Below are 22,457 nucleotides of genomic sequence, written 5' to 3'. Positions count from 1 at the left end.
CTGCGACAGAGCGCACCGTGACCTTCACGCCGCCGTGAGCGGAAAGGAATGACCGCTGTCGGGTATCGTTCTGCCGCGCGACGCGGGCCTCGTACGCCGAAGGAATGCAACAGCGTTGGGCGCGCGTCGGTGTGTTTGACCGCCTGGACGGGTTTGCTGCTGGGGCTGGCGGTGTCGCCGGCTTCGCTTTTCGCGCAGCAGGAAGAACAGCCTCTCGGTGCCCGCCTGTATCTCGGGCAGCAGATGCTGGCGGGGTATATCGTTGGACACGAGACCCCGTTGCCGATGACGGCAAGTCGCTGCATCAACTGTCATGAACTGGCGGCGGCACCGGCTCCATCTGCGGGGTCGCAGAAGACGGCGGCATTCGGGCCTCGCTTGTCTCCCGAAGGGCTGAAAGGACTGGCTGCTCGTCGTGGGGGGCCGCCGACGCGTTATGACGTGGACGCGTTCTGTGAACTGCTCAGAACGGGCGTCGACCCGGCCAAGGTGATCATTCAGCGTGCGATGCCGCGCTACAGGATCGATAGGCCTCAATGCGAGGCGTTGTGGAGTTACGTCACGCAATCGACACCGTGAGTGCGTGGCCTGGAGATTCCATTGAATCGACGTAGTTTCGTCACGATCGCAGCCGCGAGTGGCCTGGGCCTAGGCCTGGGCAGCGAGGCGGCGCCGCCGCAACCTCCGGCTCACGCACCGTTCGGGCCGGTCGATCCTCCCCAGACGGCACCGTCGATCCCCCTGGTCGCGGACGATGGCAAGACCTTCAAGCTGGTGCAACACCTGCGGGGCAAAGTGACGGCGGTGCAGCTGATGTTTGCGGGGTGCAGCGCCATCTGCCCGATCCAGGGCGCCTTGTTCGCAGGGGTCGCGCAGAAGATCGAGGCAATCCGAGATGCCCAGCTCCTGTCATTGACCATCGATCCGCTCAACGACGATCCGGCGGCGTTGCGTCGGTGGAAAGCGAGTTTTGGGGCGCATCGCTTGTGGAGCGCTGCGGCACCGAAGCTGCAAGATGTCGACACGTTGTTCAGTTTCTTGGGTGGGCGCAATCGAGGTGTCGACGAGCACACGGGGCAGGTCTACCTGTTCGATCGGCAGGCGCGCTTGAGATACCGAACGCCTGATTTGCCGACGATTTCGTATGTCGCAGAGACCATGAGTCAATTGGCGCGACTTTGACGGATCTGCTTTGGCGCGATGGCGTTTGTAAGCTGGTTTTATTTAAATGACATCCACCCAACTGACCAGATCGTGGCGCGCAGTACGGGCTAGTTGGGAAAATGTGCGTATATCGTCGAACTCTGTCTTGCGCCAATTTTCTACGGTTCCGGGGTGTGCGCCGATCTCCAACGTGTTCGGGATCAGGCGCTGCAATAGGTTTTCCTGCCAGTCGGTTTCGAGCAGTGTGGCTGGCATATAGAACCAGTCAGTCGTTTTCCAGCGTTGTCGCAGTTTTCGATCCTGAAATTTTCCGAGCCAGTATGTTGGTTTGCTGTAGGCAGGTTTAATATAGAAGTTCTGAACGCATCTGACACGATCGATGCCGAATTTTGGTAATACTCGATTGAGCGCTTCCGTCACGATCGGCAATTTGTGAACGTGGTGGTGCGAATCTACATAACTTATCAAAATGCCGGCATCCCGTGCCAAGGCAATTTGCGCGCTGATTTCTGTTTCGATCTGCTGTGGATCGATCTGCCCAAGCAGGGCGAATGCCCGAAAGCGTCGTAATGAGCCTAATTGACCTTCGGAATTCAGGAGCGTTCCGACTTTCGAGCGTGATGCTGCTGGTTTTAATTGGCCACGTCCGGCAAGTGTGAGGTGAATGCCATAGCAGAATTGGGGGTGAGTTTTCGCGAATGCGAGTGCCTGTTCAAATGCAGGTGCACCTGTCATCAACGAGGCGTTGTTGATGGATCCGTCCAACAGGCAGGTGGATGTAGCCTCGACACTGTCGGGCGACCAGCCGTAGTCGTCGGCTGTGATGGTGATCTTCATGCCACGATGCTACCCGATTGTGTGCTCTTCCCATGAATGCCGAACGTGCTCGTCCATGCGCCAGGCAGACAGGTTCGCGGATGCGTGCGGTATCACCGAATCGTTGTCGACTCGTTGTGGGTTGGACGAACGAGGCGCCTCAGCTTATCTACACTACGATGTTTGCTGCAATGCAACCGTGCCTGATATATAACCCTGGCGCGAATTCTGCATGTTGATTCGGACGGCATTCTCTGTCGATTCGAGATGGTGGTGGAATGCTACCTGATCGGGCTTGATTTAATTTGGATAATTGCGTGGCAAAAAGAAAAGTACTGGCAATCGCCTCGGGCGGTGGGCATTGGGTGCAGTTGCTGCGATTGCGGCCTGCGTTCGAGGGTTGCGAGGTGGTGTACGCCAGCGTGCATGCCGCATCTGCTGCTGAGGTTCCAGGGCACCGCTTCTATTCTTTCAAGGACGCCTCGCGAAAGAACAAGTTGGCGTTCTTCGTGGTGGTACTTCGGATGTTCTGGATCCTGTTGCGTGAGCGACCGGATGTGATCGTCACAACAGGTTCCGGGCCGGCGCTGATTTGTATCACTCTCGGACGCTTGTTCAGTGCACGCACACTGTGGATCGACAGTATTGCCAATTGCAAGGAATTGTCGACCTCGGGTCGCAAGGCGAAAAAGGTCGCGACGCGGTGCCTCAGTCAATGGGAGGAGATCGCCAAAGAAAATAGCATCGAGTACTGGGGACGGACTTTATGATTTTCGTGACGATTGGTTCGATGTTTCCGTTCGACCGACTCGTTCAGGTGGTCGATCGCTGGGCTGGGCATGTGAACTACAGCGATGTCAGCATGCAGATCGGCGCCGGGACCTATCATCCCAAAAATGCAAGATGGGTTCGAACGCTTCCACCCGATGAGTTTTCCAATGCCATCAGGAATTGCGACCTGATGGTCGCTCATCTCGGAATGGGCTCCATCATTTCGGCGATGCAAGCACAGAAGCCTGTGATCCTGTTGCCGAGAAAAATGCAGCTGGGTGAAGCGACCTCAGACCATCAGTTGCATGGGATGGAATGGCTGCGCGGTCGACCTGGTGTATGGATTGCGGAAGACGAAAGCAAGATGGAAGAGCTGTTGAGCAGTTTTGTTGATGGAAAGCTGAACCAGGCAATCGAAGCTACTTCGCAATACGCGTCTGTTGAGATGATCGATAAAGTCAAGAAGTTCGTTCATGCGATCTAGCATCATGACGCTGACGAGAGCATGAGTACTGCCATGATCGTGATGCTTTGTACCGTCGCCCGTGGTGGCATGCGTTCTGTCGTCGAAGGATATCGTGATGATGGAATATTCGATAAATGGGGCATCTCGCTGATAGATACGCACGTCGAAGGTGGGTATTGGGTGCGTTTCAAGGTTTTTTGTTCTGCATTTTTTCGATTTGCTGGTTTGCTGGCTCAACGAAAAGTCGATGGGCTGCATTGTCACGTCGCCGCTTATGGGAGTTTTTGGCGGAAATCAATATTTGCGTCGCTGGCTCATCTGTGTAGAGTGCCTGTCATTCTGCATCTCCACGGTTCTCGCACCAAAGAGTTCGTGGCACGTCAGCCGCGCTGGTCGCTCTGCTTGATTCGTTGGCAGCTTCGCAAGGCGAACGCTATTGTCGTTCTGTCGGAGAGTTGGAAAGAATATATTATTTCGATTGAGCCGCGGCACGTGTCCGTGTGATTCCAAATGGCGTGACTCTGCCGAAGGAGCCTACTTGTGATGCGGTCGGCGGCGAGTTCGTCAATATTCTTTTTTTGGGTGAAGTTGGCGAACGCAAAGGGATTTACGATCTTCTGAGGCGTTGCCTGAAGTGCTTCGCCATTGCCCATCCATGCGGCTCCAGATCGGCGGCAAAGGTGAAATAGAACGAGCACAAGACCTGGTCCGGGAACTGGGTGTGGGTGATGCCGTCGAGTTCTGTGGTTGGGTGGTCGGCGATGAGAAGCGGGCGTTGCTTCGTGGCGCATCGATCTACGTGCTGCCGTCCTATAACGAAGGATTGCCCATGAGCATCCTGGAAGCGATGTCATGGAAGCTGCCGATCATCTCCACCACAGTGGGTGGAATTCCGGAACTGGTGCGTGATCGCGAAGAAGGTTTCCTGATCAATCCAGGCGACGTCGAGGCATTGACGCGAGCTTTGATCAAGCTGGCATCAGATACGTCGCTCCGGCAGTCGATGGGTCAGAAGGCCTTGAGGCGCGTTGAGCAAGGATTCTCTTCGGTCTATGTTTCGAGAAGTATTGACGAATTGTATTCCGCCATTATAGATAAATAGCATGATTGTGAATCGAAAATTGAATTGGAAAAAAAAGGAGCTTGTGTGATTAGGATTGCCATGGTTGGCTTGGGGAAGATGGGTCTGTCGCATCTTGCGATAGTGCGAGCGCATCCGGAAGTAGAACTGGTTGCCGCATGCGATACCACGACTTATTTGACAGATATTCTGACGAAGTATTCGAATCTGAAGTGCTACGCCAGTTTTGATGAAATGCTGGCGAAGGAGCAGCTTGACGCCTTGCTCGTTGCAACGCCGTCTACGCTCCATGCCGGCATGGTGGGAAAGGCGCTTGAGCGTGGGTTGCATGTATTCTGCGAGAAGCCCTTCGTGCTGGATTCGAAAGATGGTCAGAAACTCGTTGAGCTTGCTGATCAGAAGAATCTAGTGACCCAAGTTGGCTACCACTATCGATTCGTCGGTGCCTTCAAGGAAGCTGCGCGTATCGTGAAGTCAGGTGCGCTCGGCAAGATTCATCATGTTCGGGCGGAAGCCTATGGGCCGGTGGTGCTGCGCCAAAAAGGAATGACTTGGCGCTCGGCGAAGAATCAGGCGGCGGGGCGCTCTACGATTACGCCTGCCACGCCATCGACTTGGTCAACTTTGTGTTCGAGGCGCCTGCGTCGGTTCACGGCAGTGTGCTCAACAGGGTCTTCTCGAACGACGTTGAGGACGAGGTCTATTGCTCCCTTGCGTTCGCCGACGGAGCGAGTGCCAACTGGCAGTCAATTGGAGCGACGAAAGCTACCGGAAAATGTCGACCAAGATCTCTGTTTGGGGGACCAATGGTCGGATTACCGCAGATCGACAAGAGTGTCAGATTTATCTCCGGCAACGGCAGGATTCCTTGCCTGGCGTCGACGAAGGCTGGACTGTCCGCTACACAACCGATCTCACCGAAGAGGTCTGGTATTACCTGCGGGGAGAGGAATACTCCGCGCAGATCGACTACTTTGTGCAAAGCATCAAGCAAGATCGCAGGGATGGTCAGAACAGTTTCAGGTCTGCGCTGGAAACCGACCAGATCGTCGAAATGATCTTGTCGGACAAAGAGGCGACCGACAAGATTGGGGACGTCACGCCACGTGCGGCGTCGCGAGGCGATCGCAAGGGCCTGATCGGTAAATTGTTTAGCTGAGACATGATATGAATCATCGCATGGACAGGGTTTTATTCGGCGACAACCAGTTTTTTGGCGTCAATCATATGTCAGAGGAGAAAGCACGCGCGCAATCAATGCGCTTTCAAGATCTCCAAGCCGTGATCGATGTTCTTGATACCGCTTATCAGGAAGGCGTTCGCACCTTCATGTGTACAACACATGATCGTGTCGCAAAGATTTGTGATTATTTCAGAGATAACAAACAAAAATATCCTGATTATATTTTCTATCCGTGCATGCCGTATGCGCATAAATATGCCAATGCGGTTACCGAGCATGGAATGGTGGATGCGCTCAGGATGTTCTTGCCGTCCGATGGTGCACTTGGTGCCATGCTGAAAGGTGGGGTGGCTTTGGCAGGAAAGGATGCCCAGGCGATCCTGAAATTGCTGATCGACGCTGAAATGAAGATGTTCCATGGGCTGACGACCCCTGTTATCTTCATTCAGAATGTGATCGCTGATCTGCTGATGGGATTGGGCATGAATGAGATGTTCCGGTTCTTTGCGGATCATGTGCGAGAAAAATACAACGCCGAACCGGGTTTCATCACGATGAACCTCCCGAAGATGCTCGACGTGCTCGAAGGGCAAGGCATCGAAAATCCTATCGTTTGCTCCAACATCAACAAGATAGGTTTCAGAATGTGTGGCGGGGTTAAGGTATATGAAGATATTATCGAAACCCGTAGATTCAGGCCGGTCGCGATGTCGGTCTTCGCTTCAGGGGCCATTTCTCCGAGGGCGGCCCTGTCATACGTATGCGAGCAGCAGAATATTGAATCCATCGTGTTCGGTGCTTCAAGTCGGGCAAACATCAAGCAAACCAAGTCGCTGATCGATGAGTTGTCCGTCAATCATGCGGCCTGATCCGCTTGATGCCGTGTCGATCTTGATCCGGTCTCAGGTTCTGTCTGGACGACCGGTGGCTTCATTGCATGATCTGTTTTAGGTCGCGAGAAAAGATGCGTTGCCAAGAGCTTTGGTTCGATGAACCAGAGCAAGTGGGGTTGTTCGATGTGGTTTTCAGGAACCAGGCGGAATTTCCTGTACCTGGCAAGCGCAGCGAGGAATTCCATACCTTGCTCATCGATCTGACGCCCGAGCCGGAAGCGCTCCTTGCATCGTTCGATCGCAACACCCGATCTCAGATTCGAGCGGCCGAGGCCGACAAGAGCACGACGATCGAGATCATCGAAAAATCCACGCGGGAGCAGCTGGTCGAGTTCTTGGCTTTTTATGATGATTTTTCGCGCAGCAAGTCGATCTGGCCGATCTGGACGCCGCGACTCGAAGCGCTGCATGAGTCCGGGCGTCTTGTTCTCAGTCGCGTTATCCGAGATCAGGAAACGCTGATCTGGCATGCCAGTTTGTGGACCGCCGGTAGGTTTCTAGTCTTGTATTCCGCCAGCCTGCGAGGGACGGATCCATCACTGCGAAAGATCATCGGGCAATCGAATCGCTTGCTGCATTGGCGCGAGATGCAATGGCTGAGAAAGCGGGGTTGCTATACCTACGACTTCTGCGGTTGGTATGCAGGCATCGAAGACAAGGCCTTGCTTTTGGTCAATCGATTCAAAGAGGAGTTTGGTGGACGCAAGGTGGTTGAATACGATATCATCGACGACAAGACGTTCAAGGCCAAGTTGATTAGATTTCTCAAGTCCCTGATCTCGAAATTTCCGAAGGAATACAAGGCAAGATGGCAGCGCTTGTTCCATGCGAGTGTCCTGCTTGTTTTGTCGATAAATGGTGGTCGAAATTTCGAAATGCCCTCGTTTTGACGTGTGTGAAGCATGCGCAACCGTGCCTCGAGTGATGGCTGTTCGTCGTGATTGACTCACGATCGATGAGTTCGTGGCGACTGATGACGCGCCAGGGCGATTACCCTCGTTGGGTTTTGACGATCGCCGAGGTGTTGCGAGAAGTGTTCGCCGTCGACGGAGTAATTGTTGGAGTTCCTGTCGAAGGACGTGCTGCGCCGTTATTTCCGTTGGGCCTTGCCGGTCTTTTAGATTCGGCTCGGAATGCCGGGGCCTGTTCGTTGTTGCGAGCAGGGTATGCCCGAGACCTGGGCCACATCGAGGATGATGCACGGAATGCCCTTGTCTGCGTCGCACTGACGGATGCTCGGGATTTCGAGCAGGAGGACTCGATTGAATTGCGAGCCGACGGTGAACCAGCGTGCCACTTGGCTGTCGTTGTCGAACGGGCTTTGCAGCGCGGGTCCGGCAGCATCGATCTGGAAGCCATTTGGCGGCACCGCGGCCGAACCGACAGATTGACCTGGCGCTGTGCACTCAAAGACCACTCCATCGCGCGATCCGTGGACGCTGCGGCAGCGAGATTGGCGGATCTCGTGGGGCACATCGCTCGTCGCGTGGGGGGCAAACGTCCGAAGTCCCCCGGGTGGGCTCATCTCCGGTACCCGACATGCCGCTTGCTGCCGCACGTGGGGGCAACCTGGGTCGTGCCTTACGCCACATGGCGCATCGCTTGACCGCGCATGATCAGTGGGCGTTTCGCGTTTACCAGAACCTGGTTCCGGATCATCTCTGGCCGACTGCGGGCAGTCAGTTCATAGATTTTGTTCCGCCAATTGATAAAATCTGGGCAGATCCTTTTGTGGCGCGCGATGGAGATTTGCTTTGGGTATTCTTCGAAGAAGATTCTATAAAGTCACCAAAAGGATGCATCGTTTGCGTCTCGATCGATGCATCAGGCCATTGCAGTGAACCTGTGGTCGTTCTCGAGGATTCAAGCCATCTGTCATATCCGCAGGTATTCAAGTGCGATGGCAAATGGTATATGCTGCCTGAAAGCGGAGCGCGTGGCGATTTGGTGCTTTATCGTGCCAGGAAATTCCCATTCGAATGGGAGCCGGTTGCTGACCTGTTGCAGCAAGTCCGGCTGGCAGATGCCACTTTGCATCGCAACCATGCAGGGTGGTGGCTGACGGCAAGCGGCGTCGGGCAGAGCGGTGGCAGCGTCTGTGATGAATCGCCCTATGACATGCGGCTTTACGACACCTTGCATGTCTACCATTCATCGGCGTTGACGAGCGGTTGGCAACCCATGTCGCTGAACCCGCTGCGGGTCGATGCGGCCACAAGTCGGCCCGCCGGGCCCTGGTTTCAATGGCAGGGGCAATGGATTCGTCCGGTGCAGGATTGCCGCGGTCGTTATGGCCGGGCCGTACACCTGCTGGCGGTGGAATCCATCTCGATGCAAGGAATCAACGAACGATTGTTGGCGACGCTCGGCGGAGGTGGTCGCACCAATTGCGTCCATACCTACTCGAGAGTGGGCGGGGATCTCGCAATCGACTGGAATGTCTGGCGATTTCGATCCGATCTTTTTCGATCGCGAGTTGATCCTGCGTTCGAGTTTCATCGGCACGACGCCGTCAAAATCTAGGCGAGACGACTCTGCCGTCGAGCGAGCTGCAAGGCCGTGGCGGCGTCTGTAGCGGCCGAGCCACGGCCATCAGGAGAAGAGAGCGGCAGCGCCGTGGCGCGCCGCCCGAGCGGAAGGCTTACAGGCGCCAGACCTTGATGCCGTTCGCCTGCAAGTCCTTCTCGTCGAAATTGGCCTTCACATCGATGAAATTGCCGCCCTTGACGACCTTGCGAGTGAAGTCGCTGGCCGTCAGCGACTTGTACTCGTTGTGCGCGACGGCAGCGACGATGGCATCGGCGCGGGGCAGTTCATCCCAGGGCAGCAGCTTGACGCCGTATTCGTGCATGGCCTCTTCGGCATCGGCCTCCGGGTCATGCACAAACACTTCAATGCCGTAGCTCTTGAGTTCCTGGATGATGTCGATGACCTTGCTGTTGCGCAGGTCAGGGCAATTCTCTTTGAAGGTCAATCCGAGGACGTTGATCTTGGCGCCCTTCACATAGCTGCCGCCGCCGATCATCTGCTTGACGGTCTGCTCGGCGATGTACTTGCCCATGCCGTCGTTGATGCGCCGACCCGCTAGGATGACCTGCGGGTGGTAGCCCAGCATTTCGGCCTTGTGGGTCAGGTAGTACGGATCCACGCCGATGCAGTGCCCGCCAACCAAGCCGGGCTTGAAGCGCAGGAAATTCCACTTCGTGCCCGCCGCCTCGAGAACCTCCGCGGTGTCGATCGAAATCTTGTCGAAGATGATCGCGAGTTCGTTCATCAGCGCGATGTTGAGATCCCGCTGCGTGTTCTCGATCACCTTGCACGCTTCGGCTGCCTTGATGCTGGTGCAACGATGCACTCCGGGCTTCACGATGCGTTCATACAGGCTCGCCACGCGTTCCAGGGTCTCCGGGGTATCGCCGGCGACCACCTTCACCACGTTCGTGAGCATGTGTTCGCGGTCTCCCGGATTGATCCGCTCCGGGCTGTAGCCGACAAAGAAATCGCGCTTCCACTTCAAGCCCGATGCCTTCTCGAGCTCGGGGATGCAGATCTCTTCGGTGGCTCCGGGATACACCGTCGATTCGTAGATCACAACGGCCCCCTTCTTGAGGTGGGCGCCGATGGCCTTGCTGGCTCCGATCAAGGGACGGAAATCGGGGATGTGGGCATCGTCCACCGGCGTCGGCACGGCGACGATGAGATAGTCGGCAGCACTCAGTTGCGCGGCATCGCTGGTGTACGTTGCATGAGTGGCCGCCCGCATCTCCTCATCGGGAATCTCCCGGGAAGGGTCCGTCCCGGCCTGGCATTTGGCGACCTTGGCTTCAACAATGTCGAAACCGATCACAGGCATGCTCTTGCCAAATTCCACCACCAGGGGAAGTCCCACGTAACCCAGGCCTATGACTGCAACGACTGACACGATACGTACCTCTTGCTAGGGATGATGAATACTTGTCGCGCCGGGGCATCAGATGCTTCCGGCCATCGGGTGCGATACCTGCACCGGAGCCTCGCGGGTGCGATGGCTATTGGAATATCAGTTGTGCCTGGCAACTGGCCTTGCCTGCCGAGTAGGCGTAGGAAATCGGCGAAGATGTCGTCCGCTTCTCCCGCCCGACACCGCACTCGATCTCCGCATTGCGGGTCGGCTTGTAGCGCCCCGTCAGGCCGAACTCGGTGGTCTTGTCATTGCCGGTTTGCGTCGAGGTGCCACCGGTCAGCGCGAAGGTATTGACGAGATCGCGTTTCTGGTACTTGAGGTCGGTTCCGAATCGGATCTTGGCTGTCGCGTCATAGGTGGCCCTCAGGCGCACTGCATTGGAAATGCGATTGGTGTTGCCCGAGGTGCTGGCACCGCTCGAGAAACTGTTGAAACTGTTCTCCGAACCGGTATCGCGGATCAGGTCGGTGATGAAATTGAGCTTGCCGGTGGCGGCGTAGGCCCAGCTCAGCGCTCCGGTGACGCCAGAGAAGTCGCGCGACTGCAAGCGGTCATGGTCCTCCTTGCTGTAGCTCAGGCGCGCCGTCAGGCGGCTCAACCCGGTTGCTGCCCAAACCGCCGACAGGTCGAAATCCCGGCGATCGAATGCATCTTCCTCGAAGACGCCTGGAGCCGACTGGATCGCGGAGGGATAGCGGCCGTCGGTGCCCCGAACGCCGGCCCCTAGCGTGAGCAGGCCGCTGGGGCGGTACAGCACGCGCAAACCGAGCGAGTTCTGTCTCAGTTCCTTGAACGCGTAGCTGGCCGCCGAATAGTCGAGTTTGCGGTGGATGGCGGTGCCCTCCAGGGAGAGCAGCGACGCCATGCCGTACTGGACGCGAGCAAGCAGCTGCTGGCTGCGTTCCTCATTCCGTTCGGTGGTCAATGTCGGGCCGTCATCCACGCCATAGCGAGCGAGGTTGCGCCGGGTCGCATAGCTGAGCGTGCCAGAGAGTTTTTCGATCGTGGCCCAATCCACGCCAGCGTCGAGATCGTATGCGGTGTTGTTGAGTTGGGAGTTGTCGCGAAAGAGGTTCCTGCTGAGGGCCGCGTTCGCGAACAAGCGCTGGCGCCCGATCGGCTGGTTCACGCCGGCCAAGAGCGATGTCGTGGAGTAGGTGTCGCTGATTTCCGGCTGACCATCCGGCGTGCGGAAAATGTTGTCTTCGCGTGTGAAGGCCTGGGATGCACCGATGTAGTACGGACTCGACGAAGGCTGGAGCTCCACCTGGGCGACCGAACTTCCAGTGCAGACGACCCCGAGCAAGGCAAGATTGAGCTTATGGTGAAAATTCATCGTGAATCCCTTGTGAGTCTCCGGACCGCGGGCCGCATCAGTAGGCATTGCGATCGAAGAACATGGTTCGAACCGTGCGAATGATGATCTGAAGATCGAGCGCGAGCGACCAGTTGCGCAAGTACTCAAGATCGTATTCCACGCGAGCCTGCATTTTCTCGATCGTGTCCGTTTCGCCACGGAAGCCGTTGACTTGCGCCCAACCGGTGATGCCCGGTTTGACCTTGTGTCGAACCATGTAGGCCTTGATCAGTTCGCGGTACATCTGATTGTGTGCTACCGCGTGCGGTCGCGGCCCGACGATGCTCATGCGGCCCTGCAGGACATTGAAGAACTGCGGAAGCTCGTCCAAGGACGTGCGGCGGATGAACGCGCCAAACTTGGTGATGCGCGCGTCGTGCTTCGTCGCTTGCTTGACCACGGCTCCGTTGTCCTGAGTGGTCATGGAGCGAAACTTGTAGACCGTGATCTCGTTGCCGTCGAGCCCATTGCGCTTTTGACGGAAGATGATGGGGCCGGGTGAGCTGAGCTTCACGCCGATCGCGATGGCAACCAGAATCGGCGAGATCAGGATCAAGATGAGCGTTGCCACGACAACGTCGCTGATGCGCTTGACGAGATCGTTCGTGCCTGTGAACGGGGTTTCGCAAATGCCCACGACGGGTACACCATTGACGTCTTCGAACCGGCCTTGAATGATGCTGATCCCGAAAACGTCCGGCACGAAATACAGCGATGCGGTGGTGCCTTGGAGCGATTCGAGAAGTTCGACGATTCGCGGCTGCGATCCCAGCGGCAGGGTGATGTAGGCCTCGCGAATGCCATGCAGTGATACATACGCTGCGACGTCGGCAAGTCCGCCGAGTCGCTTGGCCATCCCGTCGACGTGCACGCGCTCATCGGTTCGATCATCGAAGTAGCCGACAAAGTCAATGCCAGTGCTTCTTCCGGAGGTCAATGCCCTGGCCACTTTGACGCCCAGCGGGCTGGCGCCGATCACAATCGCGGTGCGGCGCGCTTCGGGGAGTGCCGCGCGCCGACGCAAGACCAGCTTTCCGGCCCAGACAGCGCCCCATTGGAGCACTGGCGTGATCAGCGCCCAGGAGACCAGCACGTCCCGGTTGAAGAATTGCAGGCTGCGCGTCGCGTAGCCGCAGAGCGCCAGGATGGCCAGCAGCACCAGCCATGACGAGGCGATGTCGATCCCGGCGGCCACCATGTGATCGCGGAAGCGGTTGCGTCCCGGAAAGGTGAGCACGAAGACCAGAAGGCACAGGGTCAGCGAAGCCCGCAGGATGGGTTCATCGAACCAGTGGCAGACGGCCACGTAGGTCACCACCGACACCGTCGGCTCGAGGAACGCCGCAACGAGCGAGGTCACCGACTGCGGTGCGCTGTAGAACGTTCTCTTGTAGCTGCGGTCGTCGAACATGGATAAGGGGTCAGGGCTTTCGCTTCAGGCACTACCATGGATTACAGCCGTCCCGCGTCTGGCCGACGGAACGCGGCAGTGGGTCATACATACCTACAGCCATTGCGATCGACGAGCGTCGCGCTTCCCGAACTCGTCAGCAAGAATTCTCGCGCAAGTCCCCGGGGCATCGGGCCCCTATACCCGGGGGCGCGATGCGGGCGCTTGCCTACAATTCGCAAATGCTTCACGCTTTCGACTCGCCGTTGCTCGGCGCCGCCACGGCGTCGCTCGGGCCCGCCATGGCCGAGCGGCTCACGCTGTGGCTCAACCATCTTCTGGCTTCCGAGCCTGCGGCGGCTGAGCGTCTGGTCCGGCACGCTGGCCGGTGCGTGACCTTGCGAGCCGATGCCTTGCCGTCCTGGTTGCCGCGATCGCCGGTGCTGAGGTTCCGCGTAACGCCCGCCGGCTTGCTGGAATGGGCACCGGAAGAGGGCGGCCTCGAAACGAACGATGACCTGCAGATGAGCTTCGAGGCGTCGAGCCCGGGCCAAGCTGCGCTGGACTGGTTGAACGGGCGCCGGCCGAGCGTGACGATCCAAGGTGATGCGACCTTCGCCGCTGACTTGCACTGGGTGGTCGAGAACCTGCGGTGGGATGTGCAAGCTGATCTCTCCCAGCTGTTCGGTCCGGTGATTGCCGAGGGGCTGGTACGTGCAGGGCAGGGCATCGCCGCCGCGTTGCGGGGCGCCACCCAGGCGGCTGCCAGGCTCGTCGCCGGCGCGAACGGATCGCCGTCGCGATGAGGGATCTCGCGCGCTTGGTCTACATCGTTTTCATCGTCCTCCGGTACGGGCTCGACGAACTGGCGCTGTCGAGTTTCCGCCAGCGCTGGGTGCGTGGGCTGGCCCGGCTGGTCGGCGTGGGGCGGCGCCTCGATGCGCCGCGCGGTGCGCGCCTGCGCATGGCGCTGGAGCGACTCGGCCCGATCTTCGTCAAGTTCGGGCAGGTCCTGTCGACCCGGCGCGATCTGCTTCCGGTCGACGTGGCCGACGAACTGGCCAAGCTCCAGGACGACGTGCCACCGTTCCCCGCCGAACAGGCGGTGGCGTTGGTGGAGGCGGCTTTCGGTCGACCGCTGGACCAGCTGTTCGCCAGCTTCGAGCACGAGCCGGTTGCCAGCGCGTCGATCGCGCAGGTGCATTTCGCGGTCCTGAAGAATGGCCGCGAAGTGGCCGTCAAGGTCCTGCGCCCTGGCGTGCTGCAGATCATCGACTCGGATCTGGCGCTGCTGCGTGTCCTGGCCGGCTGGGCCGACCGCTACTCGGCCGACGGCAAGCGGCTGAAGCCGCGCGAGGTGGTGGCGGAGTTCGACAAGTATCTGCACGACGAGCTGGACCTGGTGCGCGAGGCCGCCAATGCCACTCAGCTGCGCCGCAACATGGAGGGACTGGATCTCGTGCTGGTGCCCGAGATGATCTGGGACCTCTGCACGCCCGGCGTGATGGTCATGGAGCGCATGACGGGCGTGCCGATCAGCCAGGTGGCGCGGCTGCGAGAGGCGGGTATCGATTTCCAGAAGCTCGCGCGCGACGGCGTGACGATCTTCTTCACGCAGGTCTTCCGTGACGGCTTCTTCCATGCCGACATGCACCCGGGCAACATCCAGGTCAGCGTGGCGCCGCAGACCTTCGGGCGCTATGTCGCGCTCGACTTCGGGATCATCGGTACGCTCACGGAGTCCGACAAGGACTACCTTGCGCAGAACTTCATCGCCTTCTTCCGCCGAGACTACAAGCGGGTGGCCGAGCTGCATCTCGAGTCGGGCTGGGTGCCGGCCGGGACCCGCATCGACGAACTCGAGGGCGCGATCCGCGCTTGCTGTGAACCCTATTTCGACCGCCCGCTGAAGGAAATCTCGCTCGGCCAGGTGCTTTTGCGGCTGTTTCAGACCTCGCGGCGCTTCAACGTCGAGATCCAGCCGCAGCTGGTGCTGCTCCAGAAGACCTTGCTCAATGTGGAGGGTCTGGGGCGCCAGCTCGATCCCGAACTCGACCTGTGGAGCACCGCCAAGCCCTTCCTCGAGCGTTGGATGCATGAGCAGATCGGCTGGCGCGGCCTGATTGAGCGTCTCAAGGACGAAGCGCCGCGCTACGCGAAGATGCTGCCCGAGTTGCCGCGGCTCCTGCACGACGCGCTCGCGGCGCAGGCCAGGGCGCGCCCGGCGGCGCACGGCGACGGCCCGTCCGACGCCCTGCTCGCCGCGCTGCTGGCCGAGCAGCGGCGCACCAACCGCCTGCTGCAAGCGGTGCTCTGCACCGGCGTCGGCTTCCTGATGGGCCTGTTGGTGGTGCAGATCTGGCAGCGCTGGCCCGGTTGATGCGGTGCAGCGCTCGAGGCGCGCATGGTCCGCGGAGCCGGCGCCGCGCGGGGCCGCACCCTTACAATTCCGGTTTTCGAATCAAGGGTTTGGTCATGCCGATCTACGCCTATCGCTGCGAGTCCTGCGGCCATGCGCAGGACGTGCTTCAGAAGATCTCCGATCCGTTGCTCACGGTCTGTCCTTCCTGTGGCGCCAGCGCGTTCAAGAAGCAGCTCACCGCTGCCGGGTTCCAGCTCAAGGGCTCGGGTGGTACGTCACCGACTTCCGCAATGGCGCCCAGCCCGCGGCTGCGACGGCCAACGCGCCCAAGACGGATGGTGTCGCCACCGCCACGCCAACTGCTGCACCGGCTGCCGACAGCGGCGGTGGAGGCGCCGGCGGCAACAGTTCGGGCGGCGATGCGGGTGGCGGCGCCACCCCGGCGTCCACGACATCGGCGGCCGCGGGCGGCTGCGGCTCGTCCTGTGCCTGCCACTGAACTGCCCAGGCGCGCCGCGTTCCGCCCTGTCCGAAAGCCCTGATTGAAAAAGTACCTGATCGCCGGCCTGCTGGTCTGGCTGCCGCTGGCCATCACCATCTGGGTCCTGCATTCGGTGCTCGGCCTGCTCGACGGCGTGTTCGCCTGGCTGCTCAGCGCTTCGCAGGCGCTGCTGCCGGCGGCCGCGCATTCGCCGCTCGAGATGCTCAAGCAGATCCCCGGCCTGGGCGTGATCGTCATGTTGGTCGGCCTGCTGCTGACCGGCATGTTCGCGACCAACATCGTCGGCCAGTGGTGGCTTCGCCAGGGTAGCCGCGTGCTCCAGCAGATCCCGATCGTCAAGTCGATCTACAGCTCGGTGAAGCAGGTCTCGGATACGCTGTTTTCGAGCAGCGGCAACGCCTTCCGCGAGGCGGTGCTGGTGCAGTACCCGCGCCAGGCTCGTGGACCATCGCCTTCGTCACCGGCCGGCCGGGCGGCGAGGCGGGCGAGCACCTGAGCGGCGACTATCTCAGCCTCTATGTCCCCACCACGCCCAACCCGACCTCTGGCTTCTTCCTCATGGTGCCGCGCGCCGATGTCGTCGCGCTCGCGATGAGCGTCGACGAGGCGCTGAAGTACATCATCTCGATGGGCGTCGTGGCGCCGCCGACGCACCTTCCGGCACAGCCGGTGCGAAATCTGGCGGGTTGAACGCCGCGGCCCGCGTTCAACCCTGAGGCTTGCGAGACAGCCTGCCAGCGCCCAACATTGCGCCGCCACGGCGGCCTTCGATTCCAGAGTTCCGGAGCCTTTTTCCATGCGTACCACCTACTGCGGCCTCGTCAGCGAAACGCTGCTCGGCCAGACCGTGACCCTGATGGGCTGGGCCCACCGCCGCCGCGACCATGGCGGCGTGATCTTCATCGACCTGCGCGACCGAGAGGGCCTGGTGCAGGTCGTCTGCGACCCCGACCGTGCCGAGATGTTCAAGGCCGCCGAGGGCGTGCGCAACGAGTTCTGCCTGAAGATCGTCGGCAAGGTCCGCGCTCGGCCGGCCGGCACCGAGAACGCCAACCTCGTGAGCGGCAAGGTCGAATTGCTGTGCCATGAGCTCGAGGTGCTGAACCCGAGCGTCACGCCGCCGTTCCAGCTCGACGACGACAACCTCAGTGAAACCACGCGTCTCACGCACCGCGTGCTCGACCTGCGCCGCCCGGCGATGCAGAAGAACCTGATCCTGCGCTACCGGGTCGCGATGGAGGTGCGCAAGTTCCTCGATGCCAACGGCTTCATCGACATCGAGACGCCGATGCTGACCAAGAGCACGCCCGAGGCGCGCGCGACTACCTCGTGCCGAGCCGCGTCAACGAGGGCATGTTCTTCGCGCTGCCGCAGTCGCCGCAGCTGTTCAAGCAGCTGCTGATGGTGTCCGGCTTCGACCGCTACTACCAGATCACCAAGTGCTTCCGCGACGAGGACCTGCGCGCAGACCGCCAGCCCGAGTTCACACAGATCGACATCGAGACCTCGTTCCTCGACGAGGAAGAGATCCGCGGCATGTTCGAAGGCATGATCCGCACGGTGTTCCGGGCGGTGATGAACGTGGAGCTGCCCGGCTACCCGGTCATGAAGTACGCCGAGGCGATGCACCGCTTCGGCTCCGACAAGCCGGACCTGCGCGTGAAGATGGAGTTCACCGAGCTCACCGAGGTGATGAAGGACGTGGACTTCAAGGTGTTCTCGGCCCCCGCCCAGGCCAAGGGTGGCCGCGTGGTCGCGCTGCGCGTGCCTGGCGGCGGCGAGATGAGCCGCAGCGAGATCGACGGCTACACCGAGTTCGTCAAGATCTACGGGGCCAAGGGCCTGGCCTGGATCAAGGTCAACGACGCGAGCAAGGGCCGCGAGGGCCTGCAGAGCCCGATCGTCAAGAACCTGCACGACGCGGCGATCGCCGAGATCATCGCGCGCAGCGGCGCGCGCAACGGCGACCTGCTGTTCTTCGGGGCCGACAAGGCCAAGGTCGTCAACGACGCCATCGGCGCGCTGCGCGTCAAGATCGGCCACAGCGACTTCGGCAAGTCGGGTGGCCTGTTCGAGGACAAGTGGGCGCCGCTGTGGGTGGTCGATTTCCCGATGTTCGAGCACGACGAGGAGGGCGATCGCTGGGCCGCGGTGCACCACCCGTTCACGGCGCCGAAGGACGGCCACGAGGACCTGATGGACACCGATCCCGGGAAGTGCATCGCCAAGGCCTACGACATGGTACTCAACGGCTGGGAGCTCGGTGGTGGTTCGGTGCGGATCCACCGCGCCGAGGTGCAGAGCAAGGTGTTCAGCGCACTCAAGATCGGCCCCGACGAGGCCCAGCTCAAGTTCGGCTTCCTGCTCGACGCGCTGCAGTACGGCGCCCCCCCGCACGGCGGCCTCGCCTTCGGGCTCGATCGTCTGGTCACGCTGATGACCAAGGCCGATTCGATCCGCGACGTGATCGCCTTCCCGAAGACCCAGCGCGCCCAGGATCTGCTGACGCACGCGCCGAGCCCGGTCGACGAGAAGCAGCTGCGCGAGCTGCACATCCGGCTGCGCAACCCGGCGGCAGGCCAGAGCGGCGTCTGAGCTGGCGGCTTGCCGCACAATCGAGGGGCGCCGGTCGGCGCCCCTTTTTTTCGCCCGCCTCCCACGACGTGACGACGCCATCCCGCCCGTACAAGATCCCCGAATCCGTGCTCGTGGTGATCCACACCCCGGCGCTCGAGGTCCTGCTGATCGAGCGGGCCGACCATCCGGGCTTCTGGCAGAGCGTCACCGGCTCCAAGGACACCGCTGGCGAGACCCTGCTGGAGACCTGCGTCCGCGAGGTGGCGGAGGAAACCGGCATCGAGGTCGGGTCGCGCGAGGTGCCTGCGGCCGCGCTGCGCGACTGGCGGCTCTCCAATGTCTATGAGATCTACCCGGTCTGGCGCCACCGCTACGCGCCGGGAGTGACCCACAACACCGAACATGTGTTCGGGCTCACGGTGCCGCGCGACATCGCGATCCGTCTGGCACCGCGCGAGCACCTTCGTCACGTGTGGCTGCCGTACCGGGAGGCGGCCGACCGCTGCTTCTCCCCTTCGAATGCCGAGGCCGTGCTGCAGCTGCCGCGGCTTTGGCAGGGTGGGGCATGAACCCGCTGCAGTCCTCGGTGCTGCCGCCGGCCTCGGGCGACGAGCGGCGGCTGCGCGTGGCCACCTACAACATCCACAAGGGGGTGCGTGGCGTCGGCCCGGCCAAGCGGCTGGAGATCCACAACCTCGGGCTCGCGATCGAGGCGCTGGACGCCGACCTGGTGTGCCTGCAGGAAGTGCGGCGCTTTCACAAGCGCGACGCGCGGCGCTTCGACCGCACGTCGTTCGGCTGGCCACAGCAGGGGCAGGCCGAGTTCCTGGCGCCGGAAGGCTACGACGTGGCCTACCGCACCAACGCCATCACGCGCCACGGCGAGCACGGCAATGCGCTGCTGTCGCGCTGGTCGATCGGTGAGCCGAACCACCACGACGTGTCGGACCATCGCTTCGAGCAGCGCGGGCTGCTGCACGTGCAGGTCAATTGGCAGGGGCGGGCGGTCGACACCATCGTCGCCCATTTCGGCCTCAGCCACTCGAGCCGCCTGCGGCAGGTGCAGCGTCTCGCAGCCTTCGTGCGGCAGGAGCTCGATCCCGCCGTGCCGCTGCTCGTGGCCGGCGACTTCAACGACTGGGGCGAACGCCTCGACGGTGCGATGCAGGAGGCCGGTCTCCGGCGCGCCGTGGCGCCGTCGGCCAAGGGGCTGCAGCGCAGCCTGACGTTTCCGTCGCTGGCGCCGGTGTTCGCGCTGGATCGCGTCTACACCCGCGGCTGGCGTTGCGTGTCGACCTTCGTGCCGCGTGGTGCCACGTGGGCCCGCATGTCGGACCATCTGCCGCTGGTGGCCGAGTTCGAGCCGCTGGAGGCGTGAGGGCATGACCGCTCCGGCCGGTGCCCCGCCGCCGGACGACCCCGTGCTGTCCGAGGCCCTGGCCTGGTATGCCCATGCCCGGGCCGTGTTCAGCGGCGGCAACGAGGTGCAGTTGCTGCGTGGCGGCGATGCGCTGTTCCCGGCCATGATCGAGTCGATCGGCCACGCCACGCACGAGGTCTGGCTCGCCACCTACATCTATGGCGACGACGTCGCGGCGCAGGCCGTGTCGGCGGCGCTCGTCGCGGCGGCCCGGCGCGGCGTGCGCGTCCGCGTGGTGGTGGACGGCTTCGGTTCGCTGCATGCGCTGGCGGCGCTGCGCGAGCGGCTCGAGCCCGCGGGCGTGGCGCTGGCCGTGTTCCGGCCGACGCAGCGCTGGTGGAACTGGCTGCAGCCCGGCCAGCTGCGCCGCCTGCACCAGAAGCTCTGCGTGGTCGACGGGCAGGTCGGCTTCGTCGGCGGCATCAACGTGCTCGACGACCGCCACGACCTCAACCATGGCTGGGGCGACACCCCGCGGCTCGACTACGCGGTGCGTGTGCAGGGCGCGGTGGTCGGGCCGGTCGAGCAGACGGCCCGCGCGATGTGGACGCGCGCCGCCTTCGGTCGCGACTGGCGTGACGAGGTGCGCCAGATCGCGCGCAGCAGCCAGCCGATGGCCCGCGCGCGCCGCCTTTGCGACGCTTGCGCATCGCGGTGCGGCGCGGCTCGCCAGGAGGCTTCGCGCCGGTGCGCTGCAGCCGGTGCGGGTCGCTTCGTGGTGCGCGACAACCTCAGCCAGCGCCGCAGCATCGAGCGCAGCTACATCGACGCGCTGCGCCGTGCGCAACAGCGCATCGACATCGTGTCAGCCTACTTCTACCCCGGCTTCGAGTTCCGCCGCGCGCTGCTGGCCGCGGCGCGGCGCGGCGTGCGTGTGCGGCTGCTGCTTCAGGGAAAAGCCGACTATCGCTTCGCCGCGCTGGCGGCGCAGGCGTTGTATGACGAACTGCTGGCGCACGGCGTGGCGGTGTTCGAGTACACCCCGGCCTTCCTGCACGCGAAGGTGGCGCTGGTCGATCAGCGCTGGGCCACGGTGGGCAGTTCCAACATCGACCCGCTGTCGCTGCTGGTCAACCTGGAGGCGAACGTGATCGTCGATGACCGCGGCTTCGCGGCCACCCTGTCGCGCGAGCTGGACCGCGACTTCGCCGTCTCGCGCGAGATCACCGCACCGGTGCCGGTGGCCGGCTGGCGGCGCTGGCTGCGCCGGGGCTTCGTCGCCTGGGTGGCCCGGCTCTACCTGCGCGCAGCCGGCGCCGGCGGGCGCTACTGAGCCGGCGGTGGCCGGGAATACCGCCGGCCGCCAGGGCGATCCGACAAACGTTAAGCTAGTCGACCGCAGTCGCTGCTCGCCCCGCGCGAGATGCTCCGATGAACGCTCCCCACACCCTGCCCAGCCTCCGTGCCGTGCCCGACGACGAAGGCGTGCCGGTTTCCGTCAAGATCCGCGAGCGAATCAAGTCGCAGCGCGAGCGTTTCCACGCCAACGACAACATCGCCGAGTTCATCGAGCCGGGCGAGCTGGAGCAGTTGCTCGACGAAGTGGCCGGCAAGATGCGCGGCGTGCTCGACAGCCTGGTGATCGACACCGAGAGCGACCACAACACCCAGGACACCGCGCGCCGCGTCGCCAAGATGTACCTGAACGAGGTCTTCAAGGGCCGCTACGTGCACGAGCCGGCGGTCACCGAGTTCCCGAACGTCGAGCACCTGAACGAGCTGATGATCATCGGCCCGATCACCGTGCGGAGCGCCTGCTCGCACCATTTCTGCCCGATCATGGGTCGGGTGTGGATCGGTGTGATGCCCAACGAGCACTCCAACCTGATCGGTCTTTCCAAGTACGCGCGTCTTACCGAGTGGATCATGAGCCGGCCGCAGATCCAGGAGGAGGCCGTGACCCAGGTGGCCGATCTGCTGCAGGACAAGATGAGCCCGACGGCCTGGCGATCGTGATGGAGGCCGACCACTTCTGCATGCAATGGCGCGGCGTGCGTGACCTGGACTCCAAGATGATCAACAGCGTGATGCGTGGCGTGTTCCTGAAGGACGCCAACCTGCGACGCGAGTTCCTCTCGCTGGTCAACAACAAGAAGGGCTGACGACCATGCTGGTGCGTCTTCTGTACGCGAGCCGCGCCGCCGGGCCGGTGACGCCGGAGATCATCGAGGGCATCCTGGCCCAGTGCCGGGCACACAACCCGGCGCTCGGCATCACCGGCATCCTGTGCCATGGCGGCGATGTCTTCATGCAGGTGCTCGAAGGTGGCCGTGACGTCGTCAACAGCCTCTACGCGCAGATCGTGCGCGACCCGCGCCACCGCGACATCGCGGTGCTTCACTTCGAGGAAGTGACCGAGCGGCGCTTCGCGGGCTGGACGATGGGCCAAGTCAACCTGGCCAAGATCAACCCATCGATCGTGCTGAAGTACAGCGAGCGCCCGGCACTCGACCCGTTCACCGTGTCCGGCAAGGTCTCGATGGCCCTGCTCGAGGAACTGATCGCGACGGCGTCGATCATCGGCCGAGCGGG

General features: G+C 61.7%; 21 protein-coding genes and 4 pseudogenes. 20 read left to right on the top strand and 5 right to left on the bottom strand.

Features of this window, described 5'->3' with window-relative positions:
• Positions 1-153 precede the first annotated feature (153 nt).
• Positions 154-579, top strand: a complete 426-nt coding sequence (locus tag x551_RS25120) for a hypothetical protein (protein ID WP_152543461.1) — start codon at positions 154-156, stop codon at positions 577-579.
• Positions 580-1,182: an SCO family protein gene (locus x551_RS08165; protein ID WP_051495733.1), complete on the top strand. Its 603-nt coding sequence runs from the start codon at positions 580-582 to the stop codon at positions 1,180-1,182.
• 42 nt (positions 1,183-1,224) lie between these two features.
• Here the strand turns inward: x551_RS08165 and x551_RS24225 are convergent, their stop codons facing one another.
• Positions 1,225-2,001, bottom strand: a complete 777-nt coding sequence (locus x551_RS24225) for a ChbG/HpnK family deacetylase (protein ID WP_081771275.1) — start codon at positions 1,999-2,001, stop codon at positions 1,225-1,227.
• A gap of 296 nt (positions 2,002-2,297) precedes the next feature.
• Here x551_RS24225 and x551_RS24220 point away from each other — a divergent pair, with 296 nt between their 5' ends.
• The 7 genes from x551_RS24220 (at position 2,298) to x551_RS08145 (ending at position 7,264) form a co-directional block, all read left to right on the top strand.
• Positions 2,298-2,750: a hypothetical protein gene (locus x551_RS24220; protein ID WP_081771274.1), complete on the top strand. Its 453-nt coding sequence runs from the start codon at positions 2,298-2,300 to the stop codon at positions 2,748-2,750.
• Positions 2,751-2,770: 20 nt separating this feature from the next.
• Positions 2,771-3,235 (top strand): glycosyltransferase, encoded by a 465-nt coding sequence (locus tag x551_RS08160; RefSeq protein ID WP_161728000.1) that lies wholly within the window; start codon positions 2,771-2,773, stop codon positions 3,233-3,235.
• A 33-nt stretch (positions 3,236-3,268) separates the two neighbouring features.
• Positions 3,269-3,721: a glycosyltransferase gene (locus x551_RS24215; RefSeq protein WP_161727998.1), complete on the top strand. Its 453-nt coding sequence runs from the start codon at positions 3,269-3,271 to the stop codon at positions 3,719-3,721.
• Between the two features lie 121 nt (positions 3,722-3,842).
• A complete protein-coding gene (locus x551_RS24210) occupies positions 3,843-4,319 on the top strand; it encodes a glycosyltransferase family 4 protein (protein ID WP_256363977.1) in 477 nt (158 codons plus the stop codon).
• Positions 4,320-5,073: 754 nt separating this feature from the next.
• Positions 5,074-5,457: a hypothetical protein gene (locus tag x551_RS27050; protein ID WP_253950326.1), complete on the top strand. Its 384-nt coding sequence runs from the start codon at positions 5,074-5,076 to the stop codon at positions 5,455-5,457.
• 8 nt (positions 5,458-5,465) lie between these two features.
• Positions 5,466-6,350, top strand: a complete 885-nt coding sequence (locus x551_RS08150; RefSeq protein ID WP_231497647.1) for a hypothetical protein — start codon at positions 5,466-5,468, stop codon at positions 6,348-6,350.
• A 134-nt stretch (positions 6,351-6,484) separates the two neighbouring features.
• Positions 6,485-7,264, top strand: coding sequence for a GNAT family N-acetyltransferase (locus x551_RS08145; protein WP_036232558.1), 780 nt, complete (start codon positions 6,485-6,487; stop codon positions 7,262-7,264).
• Positions 7,265-7,491: 227 nt separating this feature from the next.
• Here the strand turns inward: x551_RS08145 and x551_RS25115 are convergent, their stop codons facing one another.
• Entirely contained in the window at positions 7,492-7,848 is a 357-nt protein-coding gene (locus x551_RS25115) for a hypothetical protein (protein WP_152543460.1), read from the bottom strand.
• Between the two features lie 65 nt (positions 7,849-7,913).
• On the opposite strand from x551_RS25115, the gene x551_RS25110 reads away from it, so the two are divergent.
• On the top strand, positions 7,914-8,897 hold the full coding sequence (locus tag x551_RS25110; RefSeq protein WP_216701309.1) for a hypothetical protein: 984 nt from the start codon (positions 7,914-7,916) through the stop codon (positions 8,895-8,897).
• Between the two features lie 118 nt (positions 8,898-9,015).
• On the opposite strand, the gene x551_RS08140 is transcribed toward x551_RS25110, so the two are convergent.
• From x551_RS08140 to x551_RS08130, 3 genes are all read right to left on the bottom strand, one after another.
• Complete coding sequence (locus tag x551_RS08140; RefSeq protein WP_036232555.1) at positions 9,016-10,296, bottom strand: nucleotide sugar dehydrogenase; 1,281 nt, start codon at positions 10,294-10,296, stop codon at positions 9,016-9,018.
• Positions 10,297-10,402: 106 nt separating this feature from the next.
• On the bottom strand, positions 10,403-11,653 hold the full coding sequence (locus tag x551_RS08135) for a hypothetical protein (protein WP_152543458.1): 1,251 nt from the start codon (positions 11,651-11,653) through the stop codon (positions 10,403-10,405).
• Positions 11,654-11,690: 37 nt separating this feature from the next.
• The gene (locus x551_RS08130; RefSeq protein WP_051495731.1) at positions 11,691-13,085 is read right to left on the bottom strand and encodes an undecaprenyl-phosphate glucose phosphotransferase; all 1,395 of its coding nucleotides are present in this window, start codon (positions 13,083-13,085) and stop codon (positions 11,691-11,693) included.
• Between the two features lie 221 nt (positions 13,086-13,306).
• Between x551_RS08130 and x551_RS08125 the strand changes: the two genes are divergently transcribed.
• The 10 genes and pseudogenes from x551_RS08125 to x551_RS08080 form a co-directional block, all read left to right on the top strand.
• A complete protein-coding gene (locus x551_RS08125; protein WP_051495730.1) occupies positions 13,307-13,870 on the top strand; it encodes a hypothetical protein in 564 nt (187 codons plus the stop codon).
• A complete protein-coding gene (ubiB, locus tag x551_RS08120) occupies positions 13,867-15,444 on the top strand; it encodes a ubiquinone biosynthesis regulatory protein kinase UbiB (protein ID WP_036232552.1) in 1,578 nt (525 codons plus the stop codon). Before x551_RS08125 ends, ubiB begins: the two co-directional genes overlap by 4 nt.
• Before the next feature lie 95 nt (positions 15,445-15,539).
• A pseudogene (locus x551_RS24205) lies at positions 15,540-15,925 on the top strand (FmdB family zinc ribbon protein).
• 43 nt (positions 15,926-15,968) lie between these two features.
• Positions 15,969-16,618: pseudogene (locus x551_RS08110) on the top strand (DUF502 domain-containing protein).
• A gap of 106 nt (positions 16,619-16,724) precedes the next feature.
• Positions 16,725-18,523 (top strand): annotated as a pseudogene (gene aspS, locus x551_RS08105) (aspartate--tRNA ligase).
• A gap of 68 nt (positions 18,524-18,591) precedes the next feature.
• Positions 18,592-19,074: a dihydroneopterin triphosphate diphosphatase gene (gene nudB / locus x551_RS08100; RefSeq protein ID WP_036232550.1), complete on the top strand. Its 483-nt coding sequence runs from the start codon at positions 18,592-18,594 to the stop codon at positions 19,072-19,074.
• On the top strand, positions 19,071-19,883 hold the full coding sequence (locus x551_RS08095) for an endonuclease/exonuclease/phosphatase family protein (protein WP_011828670.1): 813 nt from the start codon (positions 19,071-19,073) through the stop codon (positions 19,881-19,883). The genes nudB and x551_RS08095 overlap by 4 nt, the downstream gene beginning before the upstream one ends.
• A 4-nt stretch (positions 19,884-19,887) precedes the next feature.
• Positions 19,888-21,198, top strand: a complete 1,311-nt coding sequence (gene clsB / locus x551_RS08090) for a cardiolipin synthase ClsB (protein ID WP_051511900.1) — start codon at positions 19,888-19,890, stop codon at positions 21,196-21,198.
• 98 nt (positions 21,199-21,296) lie between these two features.
• Positions 21,297-22,027: pseudogene (gene folE, locus x551_RS08085) on the top strand (GTP cyclohydrolase I).
• Between the two features lie 5 nt (positions 22,028-22,032).
• On the top strand, positions 22,033-22,457 hold a 425-nt coding region (locus x551_RS08080; RefSeq protein WP_011828673.1), incomplete at its 3' end, for a BLUF domain-containing protein.

Source organism: Methylibium sp. T29, assembly GCF_000576205.1.
GTDB lineage: Bacteria > Pseudomonadota > Gammaproteobacteria > Burkholderiales > Burkholderiaceae_C > Methylibium > Methylibium petroleiphilum.
This window is presented reverse-complemented; position numbering and strand designations above follow the sequence as displayed.